This is a genomic window from Bifidobacterium bombi DSM 19703 (assembly GCF_000737845.1).
GTDB classification, from domain to species: Bacteria; Actinomycetota; Actinomycetes; order Actinomycetales; family Bifidobacteriaceae; genus Bifidobacterium; species Bifidobacterium bombi.
Window position 1 is genome coordinate 558,338 of sequence record NZ_ATLK01000001.1, and the last position, 20,553, is coordinate 578,890.

Consider the following 20,553-nt stretch of genomic DNA (forward strand, 5'->3'; position numbering starts at 1 on the left):
GTGGAAAAACACATCATTTTGCACATTTCACATTGTTTTTTCTTTTTTGGCGCACAAAACCCAGCATTTTGTGCAGTCCTGTCGGCAACCATATGCCTCGTCAAGAACAGGTGCGCGCTACGCATCACCATGAGTCAGGCTCTATGCCTTGAGGTCCGACGAATGACCCCTTCGGCACGTAGCTGGGCTTGCCACGGTCTTCCAACACGGCATCGCCGTAAAACATGACGTTCTCCCCGAACGTCCAATCTCCCTCGACCGTGACCGACTTTGCGGCTGCCAGAGAAGGTATGGAATAAGGGAAACGGTTGTTGAAATCAGTAATATACGTATAGAAACGAGGGTCAAGACACACCGACGGGAAATCGTAATTGCCATCCTCCATCTCGTACGAATCCGTCAGATGGAAACGATCGGAGCGCATGATGAACAAATCATTCGTGGTCTTCACAGGTAGGAAGCGCATACGGTCTACTTGCACGCATATAGCGTCATCAAAGAACTTTATCGCAGCTCCCATGGCTGTCTCCAGCTGCACCACCTTGGTGGTGGACGGATCGGTAGGGTCCGCAGTCTTATAATTGCGGATCACCGGCAACGGAAGCACGCCTTGGCACTCACTGAGCTTTTCACGTAATGCATCGATCCTGATCCAGACGCTGTTCGTATTGAAATATGGGTGACGGGAGACGTCCTCCGCATCTTGTTTGTCTTGTTCTGACACCTGAGTCATCTCACGCAAAACAAGACGTCCGGTTTTGATATCACGGACGAAATGACCACCTTTCCGGTCTGCCTCCGTCCTTTTGGCAACCTCGACCATGAACGGCTTGCCTGAATTCTCGAAATACTGGGCAAGCGTCCTCGAAGGACGGGCCCCAAGATTATCCGAGTTGGAGATGAACAGGTATTCAAAACCTTGATCCAATAACGTATCCAACAGACCTGTCTCCCAAAGCGTTGAATAGATGTCGCCGTGACCCGGCGGACACCATTCCAACTCGGGGTTATCAGGAAACTCCACCGGCAGACCGCTGGATAAAACAATTTTGGGCTCCTGATGCTGGATGATCTGCGTAGGGATGGACTTCTGAACAAAGTGATGATTCTTTTTCAAGACGTTCATGGTGTCTTTGGACGTACGGAACGAATTCATGAACGTGACCGGCAATGGAACCCCCAGCCGGTCTCTGGCAGTGGTGATCTGTCCTAGGATGATGTCGATGAATCGCATCTGCCGTGCCTTATGACGGCGCACGGGCAGCAACGACTTCGCGGCCTCAAGCCCCATAGATGTGCCCAGACCACCATTAAGTTTGAGGAACGCTGTTTTTGCGAAGGCGTGCACGGCCTGCTCATGATCTATGGTCTTGTAAATGTCATGGAAACTCGGAACTCCCTTGAGAGGCTCGATGTCGGATTCACGAATATAGGAAGCAGTCATTCCCCCACACTGGGGTTGCCTTTTCTTCTCATCCACCCAATCGGTATACAGATTTTCGAACTGCGCAACGGCTACTTCGCTCATACCATGTTCGCGCATCTTTTGCGCAGAGTGTCCGAACAGCTTATCCAAAACCACTCCTTCATTCAATAGACCTATGCCTACCAGTGTATCCTCATTTTGGCTTTTGCCAAACTCAATGAAGGTGCCGAAGGTCTGGTTTGAACCTATAGCACGCGTTGTCGGTTCTTTTACCGGAAATGAATGATGGATCAACAACGCTGCTCCGCGCGAATACTTTTCACAAGTCTTAGCGGTTCAGACGCATTTGTGCGTGAGGAAATGAATCGGCGTAACCTTCCAAGCTCCTTGGTTGCAGTGATCTTCCCATGAAGATAAGTCAGTTCAAGCTTTTGTCTCGGTTCAAAAGTACCTGTCAATAACATTTCAAAAGACATGCGCCACGCCGAAGATAGCGATAGCCGGTAATTATGGTACACTTCTTTCTTGGTGTTCATCACCGTTCGGGCCGTAGCGCAGTTTGGTAGCGCACTTGACTGGGGGTCAAGGGGTCGCGGGTTCAAATCCCGCCGGCCCGACGAGATAGCAGGGAATCCAAGGGTGTTTCCCCTGTTTTCTATTTCCTAAATGACGAGGTATCGTATTGGTTTTATGTGCCCGACGGGCTCGTTGCAATCTTACTGTATTACTTTCGTCCAACGCCAACACTCCCACTTCTGTCGGTACCTCGCCACACGTCCTATCAGCAGTTGATGGAGCTCGATTTTCCGTGCTCCAGGCAATCTTCATGCCGTCCACCGAAATCACACCCTAATTCCCAACGTCTCACTGACATCAGCAGCCTTTCAGGCACCGAGCGCCTGATTCTCTTCTCATTACATCAATCTGGCTCACACTTGTTCCATTTTCAGCGAAGGCTGTCGTCGGCTTGTGGTGTTCACCGCTCATTGTAATAAGTTGCCATTTACGCTTATGAGCATTGGTCCGACAAAGGCATGAACATACGATTGATGGTTAAAAGCTCAGATGCCACCCAGTAGATAGTCATGATACGAAGTCGGACGCCCTCATCTGTGAAGCAAGTTCCGGCTGTGTACATAAAGAGATCCAACTAGATGAGGATGCCCGAAAAAACCAAAATCAAAGGACTACGAAAGGGAACACTGGCGGGCGAAGTCGTTGAATTCGAGTGCCCTCAAGAACATTTTCCCAAACGGGTATTGTTTTCATCCGAGAAGCAATCGAATATACGAACAGGTGACAAGATGAAGGAATCAAACCGAACGTTCTCGGACTTCTCTCGCTGTCCTCGGTACCATTCGTTCTGGAATTCTTTGCACAACAACTGAAGACTTCGAACTTGGTCCCACACTCACCCCAAGTATTTCGAAGTATGTTCGAAAAGGCTCCTTTCTGTTTTTTATAAACGTATTTTCACCTAAGCTGACGGCTGTAACCTCTCTCCTAGGACATTATTGAGGCTATCCGACCAACTCTTTTACCGTGCGCAAACGTCAGGATAAAACCATCTTGGTGTTACCCTGCGCCTTGTACGAATCGGCTCCTTTGAGGGTGCGTAAGCCGTGCCATACTCAAAGAAGCCGATTACATCTCATTGGCCTAATTGTAGGTCTCATTTGCCTTTGGTCTTGCGCTCGCGAATGTTCACTGAAATCTGAATAGGCGTACCTTCGAAGCCGAATTCCTCGCGAATCTGGCGTTCCAGGTAGCGTCGGTACCCATGCTCCAGAAATCCGGTAGCGAAGACAACGAACCTCGGAGGCCTCGTCGAAGCCTGTGTGGCGAACAGGATACGCGGCTGTTTCCCACCGCGCAAGGGGTGCGGGTGGGCGGCCTGAACCTTGCCGAGGAACGCGTTGAGCTTCCCCGTGGGGATGCGTTTATCCCAGGAGGTCAGAGCCTCACGCATGGCACGTGCCAAACGGTTCGTATGCCAACCGCTTTTCGCGGAGAGATTGACGCGTTGCGCCCAAGTGACTTGGTCGAACTCGGTCTTCCACAGCCGTTCCATCCGCTGCCGGTCGAAGTCGTCCATGAGGTCCCACTTATTGAACACCAACACCATGGCTCGGCCTGCATCCACCGCCTGACTCATGACCTTCAGATCCTGATCGGAAATCGGCTGCGAAGCGTCGAACAACACCAACGCCAGTTCGGAACGCTCTATCGCCGCTTGCGTACGCAGCGAAGAATAGTATTCGGCTCCCGAAAGCTTGTGCTGACGCCGTTTTATTCCCGCGGTGTCGATGAACAGCCAATCCTGACCGTCCAAAGTGACGACTTCATCGACGGGATCGCGGGTGGTACCCGCCAAATCATCCACTACTGAACGTTCCTGATGGGCAAGTTGGTTGAGCAGCGAGGACTTGCCTACGTTGGGTCGTCCCACCAAAGCGATGCGACGCAAATTCGAAGGCGTGAGGAATCCGGACATCTTTTTCGCCTGAGCCAGGGTTTTGATTGCGACATCCAGCAGCTCACCGATGCCACGTCCATGCATTGCGGATATACCATATGGCTCGCCAAGACCCAATTTCCAAAAATCCGCTGTTAGGTATTCTTCGGAAGAGCCATCGATCTTGTTTACGGCAAGAATGATTGGCTTTCCTGATTGCCGAAGCATGGACACCATGCGGGAATCGGTATTGGTGACGCCCACTTGCGCATCCACCACAAGTACGACGGCATCAGCGAGTCCCACTGCGATTTGAGCCTGGGAGGCTATCGCCGAATCCATGCCTTCGACGCCGGTCTCCCAACCGCCGGTATCCACCAGCTTGAAATGAGTGCCGGACCATTCGGCATCATAACTGACCCTGTCTCGTGTGACGCCTGGAGTGTCTTCCACAACGGCCACACGTCGTCCAAGAATTCTGTTTACCAGTGTTGACTTGCCTACGTTGGGTCGTCCCACCACGGCGAGCACTCCAACGACCGTTTTCGCGTCGTGCCCTTCACCATCATCGACGGTCCTGGCAACCAGGGCACGGTCTGATTCGTCAAGCTCGTAATCCTCGAGGTTCGCGGCGTAACGCTCATATTCCCGGGCTTCTATGGCATCGTCGACGAGCTCGATAAGTCTGTCCAAAGTCTGTTCGAACGTAAGATCGGAATTATCGAGTGTCGTTACTCCTGGTGCTGCATCAAGGAAATTCGTCGTTCCTGAGTCCGCCTTATCGCGTGCGGAGACATCCTCCGAACCCACGACCCCTCGGGAAATGGAAGACTGCCCGGATCGACGTGCCTGGCGAACTTCGGGTCTGGCTGTGAGCAGGACACGCACCTCGGCCTCTGGCTCAACAACGGTCGTGATATCTCTGCCTTCAGCGACAACGCCTGCACCTTGAGAAAACGAATCCTCTCCTGCCTCGCCGTCGATGTACGCCCGTTGTGCGGCGATGAGCAGATGACGCACGGGAATGACGTTGGACACCTTGGAGACATGCAACGAGACATCCGCATCACGTATCGCATCACCGATCTCGTTTCCATTGACACGGACATACGGTCGATCCGGATCAAGACCGATATCGAAATGCCCGTCGGTGAACAAATCGGCGACGCATTGCGTCACTATGCGCTCATCGACCGAATCTGCATCCAAATCGATGCCTTGCTGCAAACACCACCAAGCGGCTGCGCGATACATTGCACCTGTGTCGAGATAAGCATAACCGAAATATTTCGCCAACGCCTTTGACGTAGAAGACTTACCGACACCCGCCGGCCCGTCTATTGCCACACGGATCACAGACCAACCTCCTTTGAAAGCGCGGTGAGCTCGGCTTGGGAAAGCATACGATAGGAACCGGGCTTAAGTTCACCTAACTTGATCGGACCTATCTGCGTGCGCACCAATCTACGTACCGGATATCCGATGGCACCGAAGATACGGCGCACAATCCTGTTCTTGCCCGAGTGCAACACCACTTTCACCATGGTGGAATCCCTATTCGAATCCATGATGGCACAGTGGTCGAGACGAATCAGGCCATCGTCCAGGTTCACACCTTGCGTGACGAGCCTGCGGCATACGTTGCCCCCGATCTTCCCTTCCAATGTTGCTATATAGGTTTTCTCCACCTCGTATTTCGGATGCATGACGTGCTGACTGAGTTCACCATCATCCGTCATGAGAATCAGCCCTTCGGAATCATAATCCAAACGGCCCATGTGGAAGATGTGCTCATATCTGTCACCGACAATGTCACGCAGAGTATAACGCCCTTTCGGGTCGTCCATGGTCGAAAGGACCTTCTTCGGCTTGTTGAGTGCCAAAGTCACATGCCTTCCGCTGATGTGTATCCGTGAGCCATCCACACGAATCTGCTGTTTGTCCGGGTTCGCTCTTGCCCCCAACTGCGTGACCAACTCCCCATCGACCTCAACCCGGCCGGAAGTAATGATTTCCTCGCATTTTCTTCGCGATCCGAACCCCGCCTGAGCCAGAAGCTTCTGAAGTCGGACACCTTGATCATTATGATTATCTGGATTATGCGCTTTTTCCGCGCGTGAATATACGTTTGGCATCGTTCTCCCAACGTGGCCTGGCGACTCCCGACCGGAGCCGCGTTCTGAACATACTCAACCCCTTGCTATAGACAAGGAGGACACCAAGGATAACGATAAGCCAATGGGCGATGGCCGCGACGAAGCTCCTCGGACGTACCTGATACACAATACACTATTACATGCCCAGTGATATCATAGTATTCGTCTGTGTTGCCGTTTCAAAGATATTAGACGCAGTACATCACGAATGGAAGGCATGAGTAACATGAATATAATCAATACTGATTCCGATGAGGCCACGACACGATCGTATGTGGTCCATCTCATCGCCGCTTTCGGTGCCGAACTTGTCGGAACCTTTTTGATTTGTGCAGCGAGCTACATCGTTTCCAGTCTCAGTTCCGCTCTTTATGGCACGAGCATGTTGCTAATACTGCTTTCAACCGCGGTCGCATACGCCGCCATGACTCTGTTGTTCGGTAGGATTTCCGGAGGCCAATTCAATCCCGCGATCACCATCGCCGCGGCACTGACAGGTAAGACCAGCATCATTGAGGGAATTTGCGATATCATAGCTCAGATCATTGGTGCCATTGCCTCCGGTGCACTCGTGACGATGATTATTCCTCGTTCAAGCAAGGCAACCGCCATGATTTGGTTCAGCGGCACTGTAAACGGGTTCGATAAGGCATCCATTTCAAGTACTCAAATCTCTCATGTGGGAATCTCCTTCAACATTTGGTTCGCGTTCGCCGTCGAAGTACTGGCGACCCTGGTTATCGTGGCGATGGCCATGCGCACTATGAACGAACCGGACATCACGCCTGTGGCTCATGCGGCGGGAATGGGCTTTGCCTATGCAGTCGGTGTCGCCATGACTTATCCGATTACCGCCTCCGCCCTCAACCCGGCGCGCGCCACAGGCATCGCAATCTTCCTTCACAAAGAGAACATGGCCGCAGACCCACTGAAGCAAGTCTGGCTGTTTTGGGTCGCTTCGATTCTTGCCGCCGCTGTCGTATCCATCGTGATCATTGTGTTTCAAATGCTGCAACCACATGCTTCTCAAGACAATATCCAAAATGCCAATGACGACTTTCAATCATCGGAAACGTCCGATGTCCTCGAGGCCTTTCCGCAAGCCGGAATGTTGAGGACAGCACACTTAGTCAACGCTCCCGGTGAGAACGAGGACGGCACAGGAATCGGGAAAGGTGCAGATGTCAACGGCAATTCCAGCATAGATCAGGATAAGGGATCGACCATCTAAATCTATTTCGTTCGTGGCCTATTGAAATTCTCTCGTAAGAAAGAAAACCGTAAACCATGACAAAAAAAGCGGCAGTGGTTATTTGTGCCCACTGCCGCTTTTTTGTCATAAAGCACACTCAGATGACACCATCACAGACTATCCCAGTCATTCCTTCTTGTCGATAACGTTCTGGTTCGCTTTAGAGCGACCGGAACCTTCCAGTCGAATTTGACCGAGGCCATTCGGAACAGTACGACAAGGAACACAATCACCAAATCCAAAGCAACTTCCCATGAAAAGTCAATGTCGTGCTTCATATAAGCTCGCGTGACAAAAACGGAAAGCATACTGGCAATGGCTGAGAGCAGGGCGTACCAATGCCGGTCGCCAACGATTGCCGGAACCGCATTCAAGAGCACGTCACGGATAAGTCCCCCGCCCAAAGCTGTGGCAAGCCCCATGAAGCATGCGGTCATTCCTGAAGCTCCATACATCAAGGCTTTTTGCGTGCCATTGACACTGTACAATCCAAGAGCCAAAGCATCCAATGTCAGCATCGTCCATTTCATTTGATTGGCCTCAGGATAGATCACGGCCACTGCCAGACCAGCCACGATGCAGGTAACGACGAGACCCTTGTTGGAAACACCCACAGGAGGCACAACGCCAAGCAGGACATCGCGTATGAGGCCTCCGCCCAAGCCTGTTAGCCATACGGTAAGCATGATCGCAATGAAATCATAACCACGTTTGACCGCTGAAAGTCCGCCCAACAACCCGCAGCAGAATGTGGCGACATATTCGACGCCCCAAAAGAAGACATTGCTCTCAAGTGCCAATTGCATAATAACTCCGTCAGAAACCGCACATACAGTTCTCATTGTTGAGCTAGCCTGAGACAGGGAAACGCCTGTAAGAAAGAAACAACGGCGCTTGGATGATATCCGGAAGACACCTAAGGACCAACGTCATACAACTCACGTAGATTCATCACCGGCGGTGATGCACATACGACAACGGTCGAGACGATGGATTTCAGCCATTGTCTCGACCGAAGGAAAGCAGGGTAAATTCAGTCTGAATTCTCACAGACCTTCCACATCCAATCGTGTGTGTCCTCCACTTCACCCAGTTGGATAGCTAAAAGCTCATCTCGCAATTGCACGGTGAGCTTACCTGACTCTCCGTTACCTACGGTAACGTCAAAGTTTTCGGACTTGAAACGTCCGATAGGCGTGATAATGGCTGCGGTTCCGCAGGCGAAGACCTCGGTTACCTCACCAGAGCGAATGTCGTTAAGCAGGTCTTCAAGCTTAATCATGGTCTCAATCACATCACGACCCTGATCATAGGCAAGTTGTATGAGCGAACGGCGAGTGACACCCGGAAGGATGGTACCCGTCAGCGACGGCGTTTCGAGATGCCCATCCTTGTGAACCGTGAACATGTTCATGCCGCCTAGCTCCTCAAGGTACGTTTTGGATGCGGCATCAACGAAGCATACCTGGTCACAGCCCTGGGCTTTGCCCCGATATTCACCAAGCAATGAAGCAGCATAATTGCCTCCGCACTTCGCGAAACCAGTGCCACCGGGACCAGTGCGGAACCATTTGTCCTCAACCCAGATGCTTACCGGCCTTACACCGCCAGGGAAGTACGGGCCCGAAGGTGAGGCTATGACGCAATAGTCCACGGTGTCAGGCGCTCTCACTCCCAGAAAGGCCTCAGACGCGAACATGAAAGGTCGGATGTAAAGGGTGTATTCACGTCGTTCGGGAACCCAGTCGACATCCTGCTTGATGAGCGCAGCGACCGAACCTAGAAAATCATCTGTTGAAAGCTCAGGCAGGTACATCCTCTTGGCAGAATTCGCAAAACGCTCGGCATTGGCATCGGGTCTGAACATCCAAGTGCTGCCATCCGCATGACGGTACGCCTTGAGACCTTCGAAGCACTCCTGCGCGTAATGCAGCACGGATGCGCCGGGATTCATGGCAATGGGACCGAACGGCACGATTCGGCGGTCAGACCAACCCTCTTCTTTCTTCCAAACCATCTTTGCCATTGAATCTGAAAACACCTGTCCGAACGACGGTTTGTCAATCAGCTTCCTACGCTTGTCCACTGCCACGGGATCCGCATTTGGTTCCACGCGGAACATCTCGGCCAACTCATTTAACGCCGTTGGATCATGATGTGATCGCTCTGCCATGTTCATTACCTCACTTAAGCCGTTTCAGGGCTGTTCCGAAACTTCAACGTATGATAACGTAGTTTGGAACTACTGTCGCACGTTATCGCCTTCCATACTGGGAAACGTTCACGATGTGAAAAAGTCCGACATGACTGCCGGTATCGAAAATGCTATGATGTCCAACTTCAAACCAAACGACCGGACATCCACCCATGTTTCACCGAATCATTGAGTTGGTGCATGGAAAGACAACCGGCCGTTTCACTGCAGCCGAATCGCGTCGAGCGCCTCGGCCTGACAAAGCGAGTTACTTCGATTCGGTCTCAGCGGTTTCAGCCTGACCACCTTCAGCGGCCGAGCCTTCACCTTCGGCACCAGCTTCCGTGCCTTCCGTCGAAGCAGTGGAAGCGGAAGCATCTTCAGGAACTTCGACGGTGACTACGGACTCCTCTGGATCGGTGCTTGAAAGTTCAACGCCTTCAGGAAGGTTAAGATCCTTGGCAAACACCTTCGCACCACTCTCCAGACCATCGACATTAACATCGATGCGCTCAGGAAGGTTGGACACGTCGGCGCGAACCGGGAGACGTTGGATATCCACAAACGCCACTGCTGCGCCCTTCGGAAGCCCAACAGCGAACACGGGCACTTCCACCTCAATCTTCTCGCCGGCCTTGACCTCGTAAAAATCGATGTGCTCAACGATACGCTTGACAGGATTGCGCTGAACATCCTTCACGACGGCCATCTTCGAATCCGCGCCGTACTTGATGGTGAACAGCGCATTCCTCCGGCGCAGCCCCAACGTCGTTTCCTTCATCGGCAGCTTGACGAATACGGGATCCGCTCCCCCTGCGTAGATAGTGGCAGGAATCTGCTGGGCGACGCGCATGCGCCTCGCGGCACCCTTGCCGAACTCGTCACGTACCTGTCCTTCTATCTCAATGGTGTTTGCCATCCGTGCTCCTTTATGTATGTCTTTGTCGATCACTCGCCTCACGAGTCACAACCCGTAAACGCCCATAATCGCAACATTACCTTATTTTGTTTCAGCTCAACGACGCGCCGAAATCAACTCGAAGAACACGTTTACCGCGAAAGAGTCGTTTCCAGCTCAGTCGATTACGGGAATCACTCCCCTCGCCAAAGCCGACATCCAATGAATCGACAAGCGTGAACCCGCCAATATCATGTCAGTCACAACAACTGCAAAACTAGCATAGCAGCATGACATTCAGGCGAGCGGCTCGCTATCGCTCATTCGCATCATCATGGCCCATCCACTGCAGGCCCGTGGCAAGGGGTAGGAAATGCGTGCCGCATTGGTGCGCTTACGCTACCGTAAGGTGACGAAACACGCAATTGCGCCTATTATTGCCTTATACGAAAGACCTGTGGAACGAGGAGAGAACGTGTTCGATAATGCAACACTGCGTGAGTCCATCCAGAATTTCGGTCGAAATGCGTTCCATGTGAACGCTGACTTCAACCATCCTGGACACATCGATGCAACGGGACACAACAACAGAACGGAAATAGGCAAAAACGTGACACCCATAGATACTTCGAGACTTCCATACACCCATGAATGGGGCCCGGGATTCCCCACCACTACCTTCATTGACGATACGACAGGTCTCCTTACGGTCAAAACGGCGGGAATTGAGTCCATAGACGAAGGCATGAGCATTTACGACCTGTATGTCGACCGTGCTCGCCGCATGGGAGACGACCCTCTGTACACCTATCACGAGGGTGAACACTGGGTAACCAAAACCGCCAATGAGTTCATAGCGGATGTACGCGCGGTAGCCAAGGGTCTGTTGCATTATGGCCTGAGGAAGGGCGATGGTGTGGCTTTCATGAGCCACACGTCGTATGACTGGGACGTCATTGATGCCGCCGTCGTGTCCATCGGAGGCATTCTGGCGACGATTTACGAAACAGATTCTTCCGAGCAGATCCGGAACATCGTCAACAATTCGGACGCCCGCCTGCTTATCGTAGAGACGCGAGACATGCAAGAGGAGGCCGAAGACTCGGTCGAAAGCTGCCCCTCATTGGAAAGAATCTACTGCCTTGAAAAGGGAGCCCTTCAAGAACTTCGCGATTACGGCATGACGATAGACGAGGACACGCTCGATGAACGAATCAACTCCGTCAAAAAGACCGACGTATGCTCCATCGTGTACACCTCTGGATCAACCGCCGAGCCTAAGGGAGTGGAGATGACCCACGAGCACTATTGCACGACAGCCTTAAACCTGCGCGTCTATATGCCGAAACTCCTTAGTCAGAAGGACCAGTCGGTGCTGCTTTTTCTGCCCCAGGCACACACATTCGCCAGGGCGGTCAATTACATTGTAGTGGCTAGTGACCTGCGCATCTACATATCGCAGGGTACGAAGACATTGCTGAGCGACTTGCAGGCAGCGAAGCCATGCGTGACGATCATGGTGCCACGCGTACTTGAAAAGGTGTATAACGCCGCTTCCCAAAAGGCCGGACACGGCGCCAAAGGTTACGTCTTTACCTCGGCGGTCATGGCCGCACAGCGCTATGTCAATGAGAAGGAAGCTGGGAGACTCAGCTTGAGAACCAAGGCACGCCGGGCGGCATACGACCCCCTGGTATACAAGTCCTTGCGGCACGTCCTTGGTGGGCGGGCGCAATGGTTCGTGACCGGAGGTGCGCCTCTCGACCCGCAATTGCTTGCGTTCTTCAGGGGCGCAGACATTCCTGTTCACGAAGGCTATGGTCTTACCGAGACCACGGCACCGTGCGCTTTCAATCCCAAGGGAACTCCGTTCCACGCCGGATCAGTGGGAGTGCCTTACCCTGGTTTCAGCATCCGACTGGCCAAGGATGGCGAGATTCAGATCAAAGGTACCTGCGTGTTCCATCGCTATCACAAGAACGATGAAGCGACGAGACTGGCCTTCACCGATGACGGCTGGTACGCGACGGGCGATCTCGGCAAAATCAACGAGGAGGGGTTCCTGTACATCACCGGACGTAAGAAAGATCTGATTATCACCGCTGGCGGCAAGAACATGGCCCCAGGCCCGGTGGAAGAGGTAATACAGCGCTGCGACATCGTATCCCAGGCACTGGTGCTCGGCGACAAGCGTCCGTTCATTTCGGCCCTTGTGACGCTGAACGAGGCGGCTGTCCGCTCCTGGCTCGATTCGCAACATTTGGATTCCTCTATGCCAATGGAGGAGATTGCCAAAAACGCCGTTGTCCGGGCCGAAATTCAGAAATATGTGGATGAGGCGAACGAAGGTGTCTCTAGGGCTGAATCCGTGAGGAAATTCATCGTCCTGCCCGAGGAATTCACCCAGGAAAACGGCATGCTCACGGCATCAATGAAAGTCAAAAGACCCGTGGTGATCAAGCATTACGCAGAACTGCTCAACACACAGATGTATACCAAACGGAAATAAATCCAAGGTGCGGTGATTCCTATGGCATGGGGTCGCCGCACCTCAGAATCCCAAGCGCTCCAACTGCTTGGGATCCGATTGCCATCCTTTCGCGACCTTGACGTGGAGGTCAAGTTTGGCCTTCTGCCCGACGAGTCGGTTGACTGCCGTGCGTAGTTTCTTCTTGACTTGTACCAAATGCTCGGCATGATTGCCTATAACGATCGGTTTCTGCGAATCCCTCTCCACATATATCGATATCATCACATGCGCCTTGCCGCTCAAGGTTTCCGGGTCATCGCTCCGACCGGGACGTTCGATGGAATCAACTACGACGGCCAATGAATGAGGAAGCTCATCATCCAGCTCTTCCAGGAAAGCACCACGTACCAATTCCGCTATCGTATCTTCAGGACGTTCCTCGGAAATCTGATCATCCGGGTACATCTGAGGACCTTGGGGCATATTGTCTATGAGGACGTCGCGTACTTCGCGCAGGTTGTCATCCTCTAAAGCGCTCACTGGAACGATGGCCGTGAAATCCGCGAATTGAGAAACCTCAACCATCTTGTCCATCAGCTGCCTCTGACTGAGTGCATCGATCTTGGTGACTATCGCGATAAGGGGGACCTTCCATGAGAATGACCCATCATCGAGTTTTTTGGCGAACTCGGTACGCAACCTTCCGAGAATCCTCCTGTCACCTGGGCCAATTTCCTGGTCAGCGGGAAGCAGGAAGGCGATTTCGTCAACATCGCTCAGGGATTCGTCCACGACATCATTGAGGCGCTGGCCGAGCAAGGTTCTGGGTCGATGTATTCCCGGGGTATCCACCAGTACAAGCTGCGCGTCAGCCGTGGTGAGGATACCCCGTATGGGCTTACGTGTGGTTTCGGGGCGAGATGAGGTTATCGCCACACGAGCGCCAATCAAGGCGTTGATCAGCGTCGATTTGCCTACATTGGGACGACCTACAACGACGACGAATCCCGAATGATACGGCTGCAAGGCACGAATCGGATCATTCCTGCCTTCCGTGTTCAGCGCCCCAATGTCGCCTGATATGTCGTTCGCCGCATTATCCATAATACTCCTTATTGTTGTTGCATAATCGTATCGTGTAGCGGTCCGAAAACCCATTGCCGGGTATGCCAGCCGATGTGGTTCTCCTACGCATCTTGCGAAATCATTCCCCACTGATCTGCGATGAAGGTTGTACACGCATGTCATCATTTTCATCGTCCCGATTGCCGCCAATCAGGTCCGAATCGTCCGCTGCCCCCTCATTGGTCATAATGTCCGACTGCGGCTGTACAAGAATCGTCGAGACCTTCTTTCGTCTGCCTGCGGAATCCACTGCCGTTAGTCTTAATCCATGAGTGCATGCGCTCATGCCGACGATGGGCACACGTCCGAGCAGCTTGGTGAGAAGACCATACAAGGTATCGACATCGTCTTCGTTCAAATCGACTTCGAATATCTCTTCCAGCTCAGTGATCGGCGTCCTTGCAGGCATCCGCCATTCGTTCCTACCGACCTTCCTGGGTTCGTCATGCTGCACGCGATCATGTTCGTCCTCAAGCTCACCGACGATCTGCTCGATGGCATCCTCAATGGTGACCAATCCGGCCACGCCTCCGTATTCGTCGATGACGACGGCCACATGCTGGCGGGTCCGCTGCATCTCGTGGAAAAGATCGTCAACGGGCTTGGATTCCGGAACGAGCATGGGATCGCGACAAATGGAAGTTATGGAGCGCGTCCGTGCCTCTGGATTAAACGCCGTGGCCTTCACGGCATCCTTGAGATACGCCATGCCCTTGAGGTCATCCAAGTCATCGCCTATGACTGGAATCCGCGAATATCCTGAGCGGGAGCACAACTGCAGAAGATCAAGCAACGTGTCATTCTGTGAGGTATAGATCATATCGGTTCTGGGCACCATGATTTCACGCGTCAAGGTATCGGAAAGAGTAAGCACATTGCGCAGCATCTCCCCAACCTCAGGGTCAAAGTCTGGAGTCTCGACCAACTGCTCAACCAAGGAACGCCCCTCGCTATGCTGAATGCGATCGAGCTCCTCGTCATCGGAAAGCTCCGTTCCGGTGGAATGGTCGCGCTGATTCTTGCGTCCTTTCGCATTCACAAACGGCGTCAACGCGACTGCAAGGGACAACAATCTGGCGGATCCAAGCATCGTTTCCTCTGGGCGCAGTAAACCAGGCGAATGCGCCCGGTACAGAACCGATATGACGGCGACGATCAGCGTAAAGAACAGACCTGCAATTAGCACCACCCAATTGGGAGCGGAGAACTCCACGGCAATGGCGGCGACGAACACTCCAGACAGGATGTTGCACACGATACGGAAAAAAGCGCATGCACTAGCCGTTCCCGAGCGGTCAGCAATCATTTTCTGGACACGATGAATCCTGTCGATCCGCTTGTGTTGCACAAGATGGCCAAGCTCGGAATCTGTCTGGACCTCAAGGATTTTATTGTTCAGGCTCGATCGTGTGACCCTGGAAACGGCGAATTCATCTGATGAAAGCACCAATGAAAGCCAGACCAACAGTAATGTCACAATCATAAGCGCCATAATCACAAGAGCGGTCACTGTATCAATCATCATCGTTCGCATCACCCATTCGATCGTCCGTCGGTATTCGTTCCCGAATGCACCTCATCCCATTCGACGAGCATATCGTGACTTCCTGCGGGAAGCTCCGCGGGAGGGATGGGGGCTTGTCTCGTCGCGAAGTACGTCAGGAGGAGCTGACGCTGCAAACCGAACATCTGCCGCTCTTCCTGAGGCGTCGCATGATCGTAGCCAAGCAGATGCAAGATCCCGTGAATGGTCAGCAGCATCATCTCCTGCATGATCGAATGTCCCGCAGCAAGTGCCTGCTGTGAAGCAACCCAAGGACAGATGACGATGTCACCCAACACGCCTTCCACCTCTTCGGAGCCATCACCCGGGCGCAGTTCGTCCATGGGGAAGCTCATGACGTCCGTAGGCCCTTCAAGTTGCATCCAACGCATATGAAGTTGCGCAATCGGATCAGGATCCACGAACAGTATCGTAAGATCGGATTGAACACTGACCCTCATCTGACTCAATGTCCACATGCCGAGTTCGGAAAAGACTTTTGAATCAATCCTCCACACCGTCTCGTTCGTCACATCCACACTCATCGTGCGACCCCTTCGATATCAGACGCACCTGAAAGGCCTGCTCCATCCGCTCCGGGAACGGAAACATCGGCATCAACATACGACGAACGCGATGCGGCATCAGAATCGTTGAAACTACCTGCACCGTACACTTCGCTCAGTAGAGTCGCCCCTGAATCGGACTCATCCGGCGACCTAGAACGACTATTCGAAACCAGCCCACGGGAGACAGCTGGTCCTCCCACGGATCCGGAAACGTCAATGGCTGGATCATGGTGCAGCGAACCAGCGTTTTTGCCCTTGTTTTTCTTGTGCTTCTTCTTTTCGCTTTTCCTGTTTTTCGTGGTTTTCTTCTGTTCACAGCCATGCTCTGCCGAAAGGTCGTTGGCATCCCGCTTAGCTTGGACCAAGCGTTCATCATGGGCATTGTATGCTGCAACGATTCTGCCAACCAATGCGTGACGCACCACGTCTCGTTCGCTGAGATGAATGAACGCAATGTCGCCTATGCCCTCGAGAATGCGTTCAATGGTCCCCAGACCTGAATGTCTCACCGCCAGATCCACCTGTGTGACGTCACCCGTGATGACCATCTTGGTGTTGAAACCCAGGCGTGTAAGGAACATCTTCATCTGCTGCTCGGTGGTGTTCTGAGCCTCGTCAAGGATCACAAACGCATCGTTCAAGGTACGGCCACGCATGTACGCCAATGGAGCGACCTCAATACTGCCGTCATTCATGTAACGATGAAGCTGAACCGAGCCGAGCATATCCGACAAGGCGTCATATAGCGGTCGCAGATACGGATCCACCTTGTCGTTGAGCGTCCCAGGAAGGAATCCAAGGTTCTCTCCCGCCTCAACGGCGGGCCTGGTAAGGATGATCCTGCTCACACGCCCGTCTTCAAAGGCACGTACCGCTTTCGCCACGGCAAGATAGGTCTTTCCCGTACCCGCAGGACCGATGCCGAAGGTTATGGTATGGTCCTCAATGGCACCAACATACCTCACCTGACCCGCGGTCTTGGCCCTTACAGGCTCACCGGCGGCCAAAGTGATGATTCCGGGAATCCGTGACCTGCGACCACCTGTCTGAATCGTGTGCACCGGTGGAACCTGTTGAACGACCTTCGCGACATAGCCGAAGTCCGACGTGAGATCCTCCCCATGCATGGCAGGCGCCGCATGACGCCCATGTCGCACAGGAGAGGCCACGACGGCGAGGCCATTGGACTGCGACGCATCAGACACACGGTCTGAAGCGTCTACGGCTGACAGACGGTCACCATCATGCACATGATCAGCTTCGTCATCGTGTTTCGCATCACCAGCACTGCCTGAAACAGCGGGAAAGATGGCTCGCCTCATACCTGCTTCGTGCGACCAGTCAGATTCCGCACGAAGAGTCGGACGACCCGCAGCCTGGAGACGATGCCCGTGTTGCCGCCCCACCGAGTTGCGTTCCAAGGTGCGACGCACGACGGCCGCCTCCACAGGAGCCTTGTAGGCGGCATCAATGATATCGTTGAGAACTTCCAATGCCTGACCCGCCTGTGCATCGTCCCGAGCCGAATACGCACTGAGTTCTATACGGTTGCCCCGTACAAGAATGTCGACTTTGGGAAACGCCCGTTCCACTTCGGCAAGAACCGCATCACCAGGACCCAGCGCCGCTACCGGGTCGAGATCTTCGGGAATGGTGATAACCCGTTTAGCTACTGCCACCGCACTCCTATTCTTTGTGCCGAACGGCATCTACATAACAAAGACTCACGCGCTTCACGTCGACGACGATTCAGATGAATCAAAACGCCACTTCCTGTGAACAGCGTTGACCTGTAAGCACATGCATGTGCGCGTGAAACACCGACTGTCCAGCATCCTCCCCTGTGTTGCACACAAGTCGGAACGAACCGTTGTATTCCGCATCCGCGATGCGTTGCGCCACCTGCAGCATATGGGCGGCAAGGACAGGATCGGATTGGGCCACCTGCGCCACGTTCGCATAATGCTCCTTGGGTACGACGAGCACATGGACCTTGGCCATCGGGTGGACATCCCTGAACGCCAATGTGGTCTCATCCTCATAGACCTTATCGCAGGGGACGTCACCAGCAATGATCTTACAGAACAAGCAATCGTCGTTCATATCGCTCCTTGAAAACCTTACCTCAACGCATCATGCGCCACTTCTTTCATGGTACTTCGTCGCAAGGATAATCGGTTCAATTGAAACTGAGCGACGACGCTCGCAATGCATTGAATGAACAAGCCATCATCAGGCGGCACTCACCGGAATCTGCCCAAGATTCTGGACAACAGCGACAGAGCCACAGGACCGGCCGTGGAAGCCCTCATGATATTCGTCCCCAGTGCGCAGATCCGAGCACCAGCATCACTGAACGCCTCTACTTCCTCTGCTCCGATCCCACCCTCTGGACCTATGACGACACTTATGGTCCGGGGTTTTCCATCGGCCATGCAGCGCCGCTCAAGCTCCTCGACCCCCGCTTCGACGCCATCCCAATTCGTGGTTGCATCCTGATGAAGGACGATGACCATATCGCCACGCACGCATGCCCTGCGACAGACCGCCACGATCTCCTTGCTGGAAATGCAGCCGGCAAGCGATGGAATCCATGCGCGGCGCGACTGTTCAGTGGCGGACCTGAGCACCTTGCTCCATTTTGCGTCGGTCCGTCCGTTCTTCCATTTCGCTATCGAACGATCTGCCTGCCAAGGAATGATTGCGTCCACTCCGATCTGCGTCGCCATATCGATGGCTTGCTCGTCGTGCCCTGTTTTTGCCAGCGCCTGTATCAGACACAGGCGTGTGACCGGTTGCGGCTCGATTGTAAAACCGAGGACACGAGCCTGCGCAAGTCTGGAATCCTCGATAAGAGCATCAATTCGCAGACCCTGTCCGTCACTGAGCTGAAGCTTCGCTCCATCAGCGAGCCTCATGGCATCTATGGCATGGCGCCTGACGCCTGCGGGCAGTGTAAGCACCCAACCCTCTCGCACCTCACTGCGATTAATGGGTGCATCGTCGTGTTCTGTATCCAACAGGAAAAGCGGTGCGGTCATAATGACAGGCTATCCGTTCCCCTAGTCCGTTGGTATCAGTGCCACGACACACCGATAGCCGGCGTCCGCCCGAATGGTGTATAGTTTTCTCTGTTGTCACAACGACACCTGCCCAGGTGGCGGAATGGTAGACGCGCAAGCTTGAGGTGCTTGTGCCTAATTTTATCGGGCGTACGGGTTCAACTCCCGTCCTGGGCACGGAAGGACTCCTGGAATCATATTTGGTTTCAGGAGTTTTTCGTACCGGAGGTTCATAACGCCGCCGGACAGGGCGTGTTCAGCTTCCACGGCCATCCGGCAAGCGATTTTGCTTGCAATTACAGCGAATCCAGGAGGGAACGCGACTTATGAGAATCATCGAAATTGATTCCATCGACAACCCACGTCTAGTTGCCTACAACAATTTGACGGAGGTCCAGCTGCGAAACCGACTGGAACCCGAACGAGGACTGTTCATCGCGGAATCTCCGAAGGTCATCGATCGGGCTTTGGCAAGCGGTCGTGAACCTATGTCTTTCCTTGTCGAGCGTCCATGGCTCGACGGCATGAGTACTCTCTTCGACGGCGTTGATGATCGCTGGGGCGATGACGTTCCCGTCTACGTGGCTTCACCGGAACAACTTAGAAAACTCACCGGTTACCGACTTCATCGAGGTGCCTTGGGCGCATTCCGCCGCTGGAAACTGCCGACCGTTGAAGCCGTCTGTCAGGGTGCCAGGCGCATCGCCGTCATGGAGAACATCGTCGATCCCACGAACGTGGGTGCCCTCATGCGGTCCGCGGCAGCACTTGACATAGATGGCGTACTCGTCTCACCATCATGCGGAGACCCCCTCTACCGTCGTGCCGCGCGTGTTTCCATGGGCACGGTCTTCCAGGTGCTTTGGACACGCATCGTCACTCCTGAAAGCGACATGAATAGCATCCGAACCCGTGGCTGCAATCGAGACACAGTCATGCAAGGCACCCGAGATGAGGCAGCGGAATGCAAAGACGGGGCGGTGAGGAGAACGGTGACCCATGAGGAAGAAAACCGTTGGTGGCCTCGACGCGGTCTGCGTCAGCTACATGACCTCGGCTTCACCACGGCGGCGATGGCCCTGTGCGATGATTCCATCAGCCTCGATGAATTGGTCCGTCGTCTCAATAATGACGAAAGGCGCGAAGATCATATCGAAAAACTAGCGCTTATTTTCGGAACCGAAGGTGACGGTCTGAGCCCGCGTACCATAACCGGTGCCGATCTCACAGTGAAGATTCCGATGAGTCACGGTGTGGATAGCCTCAACGTAGCAGCCTCCAGTGCAGTGGCTTTCTATGCCACACGCGTGCGCTAAGGTCGCACGAAAGCTTATAAATCACCATGAACAAAAAAAGCCTACAACATACCGCTTTACGTAAAGCCGCGTGCTAGCTCAGGGACC

At 53.5% G+C, this 20,553-nt stretch carries 14 protein-coding genes, 2 tRNA genes and 1 pseudogene; 5 read left to right on the plus strand and 12 right to left on the minus strand.

The window, feature by feature from the left end:
- Positions 1-124: 124 nt before the first annotated feature.
- Complete coding sequence (locus tag BBOMB_RS02160) at positions 125-1,543, minus strand: UTP--glucose-1-phosphate uridylyltransferase (protein ID WP_044086917.1); 1,419 nt, start codon at positions 1,541-1,543, stop codon at positions 125-127.
- 426 nt (positions 1,544-1,969) lie between these two features.
- Between BBOMB_RS02160 and BBOMB_RS02165 the strand changes: the two genes are divergently transcribed.
- Positions 1,970-2,043, plus strand: a tRNA-Pro gene (locus tag BBOMB_RS02165).
- Between the two features lie 1,055 nt (positions 2,044-3,098).
- Here the strand turns inward: BBOMB_RS02165 and der are convergent.
- On the minus strand, positions 3,099-5,237 hold the full coding sequence (gene der, locus BBOMB_RS02170; protein WP_044086638.1) for a bifunctional cytidylate kinase/GTPase Der: 2,139 nt from the start codon (positions 5,235-5,237) through the stop codon (positions 3,099-3,101).
- A complete protein-coding gene (locus BBOMB_RS02175) occupies positions 5,234-6,016 on the minus strand; it encodes a pseudouridine synthase (protein WP_044086640.1) in 783 nt (260 codons plus the stop codon). Before BBOMB_RS02175 ends, der begins: the two co-directional genes overlap by 4 nt.
- Before the next feature lie 238 nt (positions 6,017-6,254).
- Here BBOMB_RS02175 and BBOMB_RS02180 point away from each other — a divergent pair, with 238 nt between their 5' ends.
- Positions 6,255-7,268 (plus strand): MIP/aquaporin family protein, encoded by a 1,014-nt coding sequence (locus tag BBOMB_RS02180; RefSeq protein WP_052377351.1) that lies wholly within the window; start codon positions 6,255-6,257, stop codon positions 7,266-7,268.
- Positions 7,269-7,399: 131 nt separating this feature from the next.
- On the opposite strand, the gene BBOMB_RS02185 is transcribed toward BBOMB_RS02180, so the two are convergent.
- From BBOMB_RS02185 to BBOMB_RS02195, 3 genes are all read right to left on the minus strand, one after another.
- Positions 7,400-8,095 carry a trimeric intracellular cation channel family protein gene (locus tag BBOMB_RS02185; protein ID WP_044086641.1) on the minus strand — a complete coding sequence of 232 codons (696 nt, stop codon included), beginning with the start codon at positions 8,093-8,095 and terminating at the stop codon, positions 7,400-7,402.
- Positions 8,096-8,322: 227 nt separating this feature from the next.
- Positions 8,323-9,462: a branched-chain amino acid aminotransferase gene (locus BBOMB_RS02190; RefSeq protein WP_044086642.1), complete on the minus strand. Its 1,140-nt coding sequence runs from the start codon at positions 9,460-9,462 to the stop codon at positions 8,323-8,325.
- Positions 9,463-9,751: 289 nt separating this feature from the next.
- Positions 9,752-10,402 carry a 50S ribosomal protein L25/general stress protein Ctc gene (locus tag BBOMB_RS02195; RefSeq protein WP_044086644.1) on the minus strand — a complete coding sequence of 217 codons (651 nt, stop codon included), beginning with the start codon at positions 10,400-10,402 and terminating at the stop codon, positions 9,752-9,754.
- Between the two features lie 454 nt (positions 10,403-10,856).
- Here BBOMB_RS02195 and BBOMB_RS02200 point away from each other — a divergent pair, with 454 nt between their 5' ends.
- Positions 10,857-12,890, plus strand: coding sequence for an AMP-dependent synthetase/ligase (locus BBOMB_RS02200; protein ID WP_414133045.1), 2,034 nt, complete (start codon positions 10,857-10,859; stop codon positions 12,888-12,890).
- 42 nt (positions 12,891-12,932) lie between these two features.
- Here BBOMB_RS02200 and era read toward each other — a convergent pair whose 3' ends face one another.
- From era to BBOMB_RS02230, 6 genes and pseudogenes are all read right to left on the minus strand, one after another.
- Positions 12,933-13,955 (minus strand): GTPase Era, encoded by a 1,023-nt coding sequence (gene era / locus BBOMB_RS02205; RefSeq protein ID WP_081867238.1) that lies wholly within the window; start codon positions 13,953-13,955, stop codon positions 12,933-12,935.
- A 100-nt stretch (positions 13,956-14,055) separates the two neighbouring features.
- Complete coding sequence (locus BBOMB_RS02210; protein ID WP_081867367.1) at positions 14,056-15,501, minus strand: hemolysin family protein; 1,446 nt, start codon at positions 15,499-15,501, stop codon at positions 14,056-14,058.
- An 8-nt stretch (positions 15,502-15,509) separates the two neighbouring features.
- The gene (gene ybeY, locus BBOMB_RS02215; protein WP_044086645.1) at positions 15,510-16,064 is read right to left on the minus strand and encodes an rRNA maturation RNase YbeY; all 555 of its coding nucleotides are present in this window, start codon (positions 16,062-16,064) and stop codon (positions 15,510-15,512) included.
- 398 nt (positions 16,065-16,462) lie between these two features.
- A pseudogene (locus BBOMB_RS08430) lies at positions 16,463-17,110 on the minus strand (PhoH family protein); the annotation flags it as partial.
- 736 nt (positions 17,111-17,846) lie between these two features.
- A complete protein-coding gene (locus BBOMB_RS02225; RefSeq protein WP_044086646.1) occupies positions 17,847-18,191 on the minus strand; it encodes a histidine triad nucleotide-binding protein in 345 nt (114 codons plus the stop codon).
- Between the two features lie 140 nt (positions 18,192-18,331).
- On the minus strand, positions 18,332-19,129 hold the full coding sequence (locus BBOMB_RS02230) for a 16S rRNA (uracil(1498)-N(3))-methyltransferase (protein ID WP_044086648.1): 798 nt from the start codon (positions 19,127-19,129) through the stop codon (positions 18,332-18,334).
- A gap of 110 nt (positions 19,130-19,239) precedes the next feature.
- On the opposite strand from BBOMB_RS02230, the gene BBOMB_RS02235 reads away from it, so the two are divergent.
- Positions 19,240-19,327 (plus strand) — tRNA-Leu (locus tag BBOMB_RS02235).
- Positions 19,328-19,476: 149 nt separating this feature from the next.
- Positions 19,477-20,466 carry a TrmH family RNA methyltransferase gene (locus BBOMB_RS08475; RefSeq protein ID WP_044086649.1) on the plus strand — a complete coding sequence of 330 codons (990 nt, stop codon included), beginning with the start codon at positions 19,477-19,479 and terminating at the stop codon, positions 20,464-20,466.
- Positions 20,467-20,553: the final 87 nt, after the last annotated feature.

Excerpts from the sequence above, each read along its gene's own strand:
- BBOMB_RS02185 (WP_044086641.1), bottom strand. The coding sequence starts at position 8,095 with ATGCAATTGGCACTTGAGAGCAATGTCTTCTTTTGGGGCGTCGAATAT.
- BBOMB_RS02190 (WP_044086642.1), bottom strand. The coding sequence starts at position 9,462 with ATGGCAGAGCGATCACATCATGATCCAACGGCGTTAAATGAGTTGGCC.
- BBOMB_RS02225 (WP_044086646.1), bottom strand. The coding sequence starts at position 18,191 with ATGAACGACGATTGCTTGTTCTGTAAGATCATTGCTGGTGACGTCCCC.
- BBOMB_RS02175 (WP_044086640.1), bottom strand. The coding sequence starts at position 6,016 with ATGCCAAACGTATATTCACGCGCGGAAAAAGCGCATAATCCAGATAAT.
- ybeY (WP_044086645.1), bottom strand. The coding sequence starts at position 16,064 with ATGAGTGTGGATGTGACGAACGAGACGGTGTGGAGGATTGATTCAAAA.
- BBOMB_RS02160 (WP_044086917.1), bottom strand. The coding sequence starts at position 1,543 with ATGCGCGAACATGGTATGAGCGAAGTAGCCGTTGCGCAGTTCGAAAAT.
- BBOMB_RS02180 (WP_052377351.1), top strand. The coding sequence starts at position 6,255 with ATGAGTAACATGAATATAATCAATACTGATTCCGATGAGGCCACGACA.
- era (WP_081867238.1), bottom strand. The coding sequence starts at position 13,955 with ATGGATAATGCGGCGAACGACATATCAGGCGACATTGGGGCGCTGAAC.
- BBOMB_RS02195 (WP_044086644.1), bottom strand. The coding sequence starts at position 10,402 with ATGGCAAACACCATTGAGATAGAAGGACAGGTACGTGACGAGTTCGGC.
- BBOMB_RS08475 (WP_044086649.1), top strand. The coding sequence starts at position 19,477 with ATGAGAATCATCGAAATTGATTCCATCGACAACCCACGTCTAGTTGCC.
- BBOMB_RS02210 (WP_081867367.1), bottom strand. The coding sequence starts at position 15,501 with ATGATGATTGATACAGTGACCGCTCTTGTGATTATGGCGCTTATGATT.
- BBOMB_RS02230 (WP_044086648.1), bottom strand. The coding sequence starts at position 19,129 with ATGACCGCACCGCTTTTCCTGTTGGATACAGAACACGACGATGCACCC.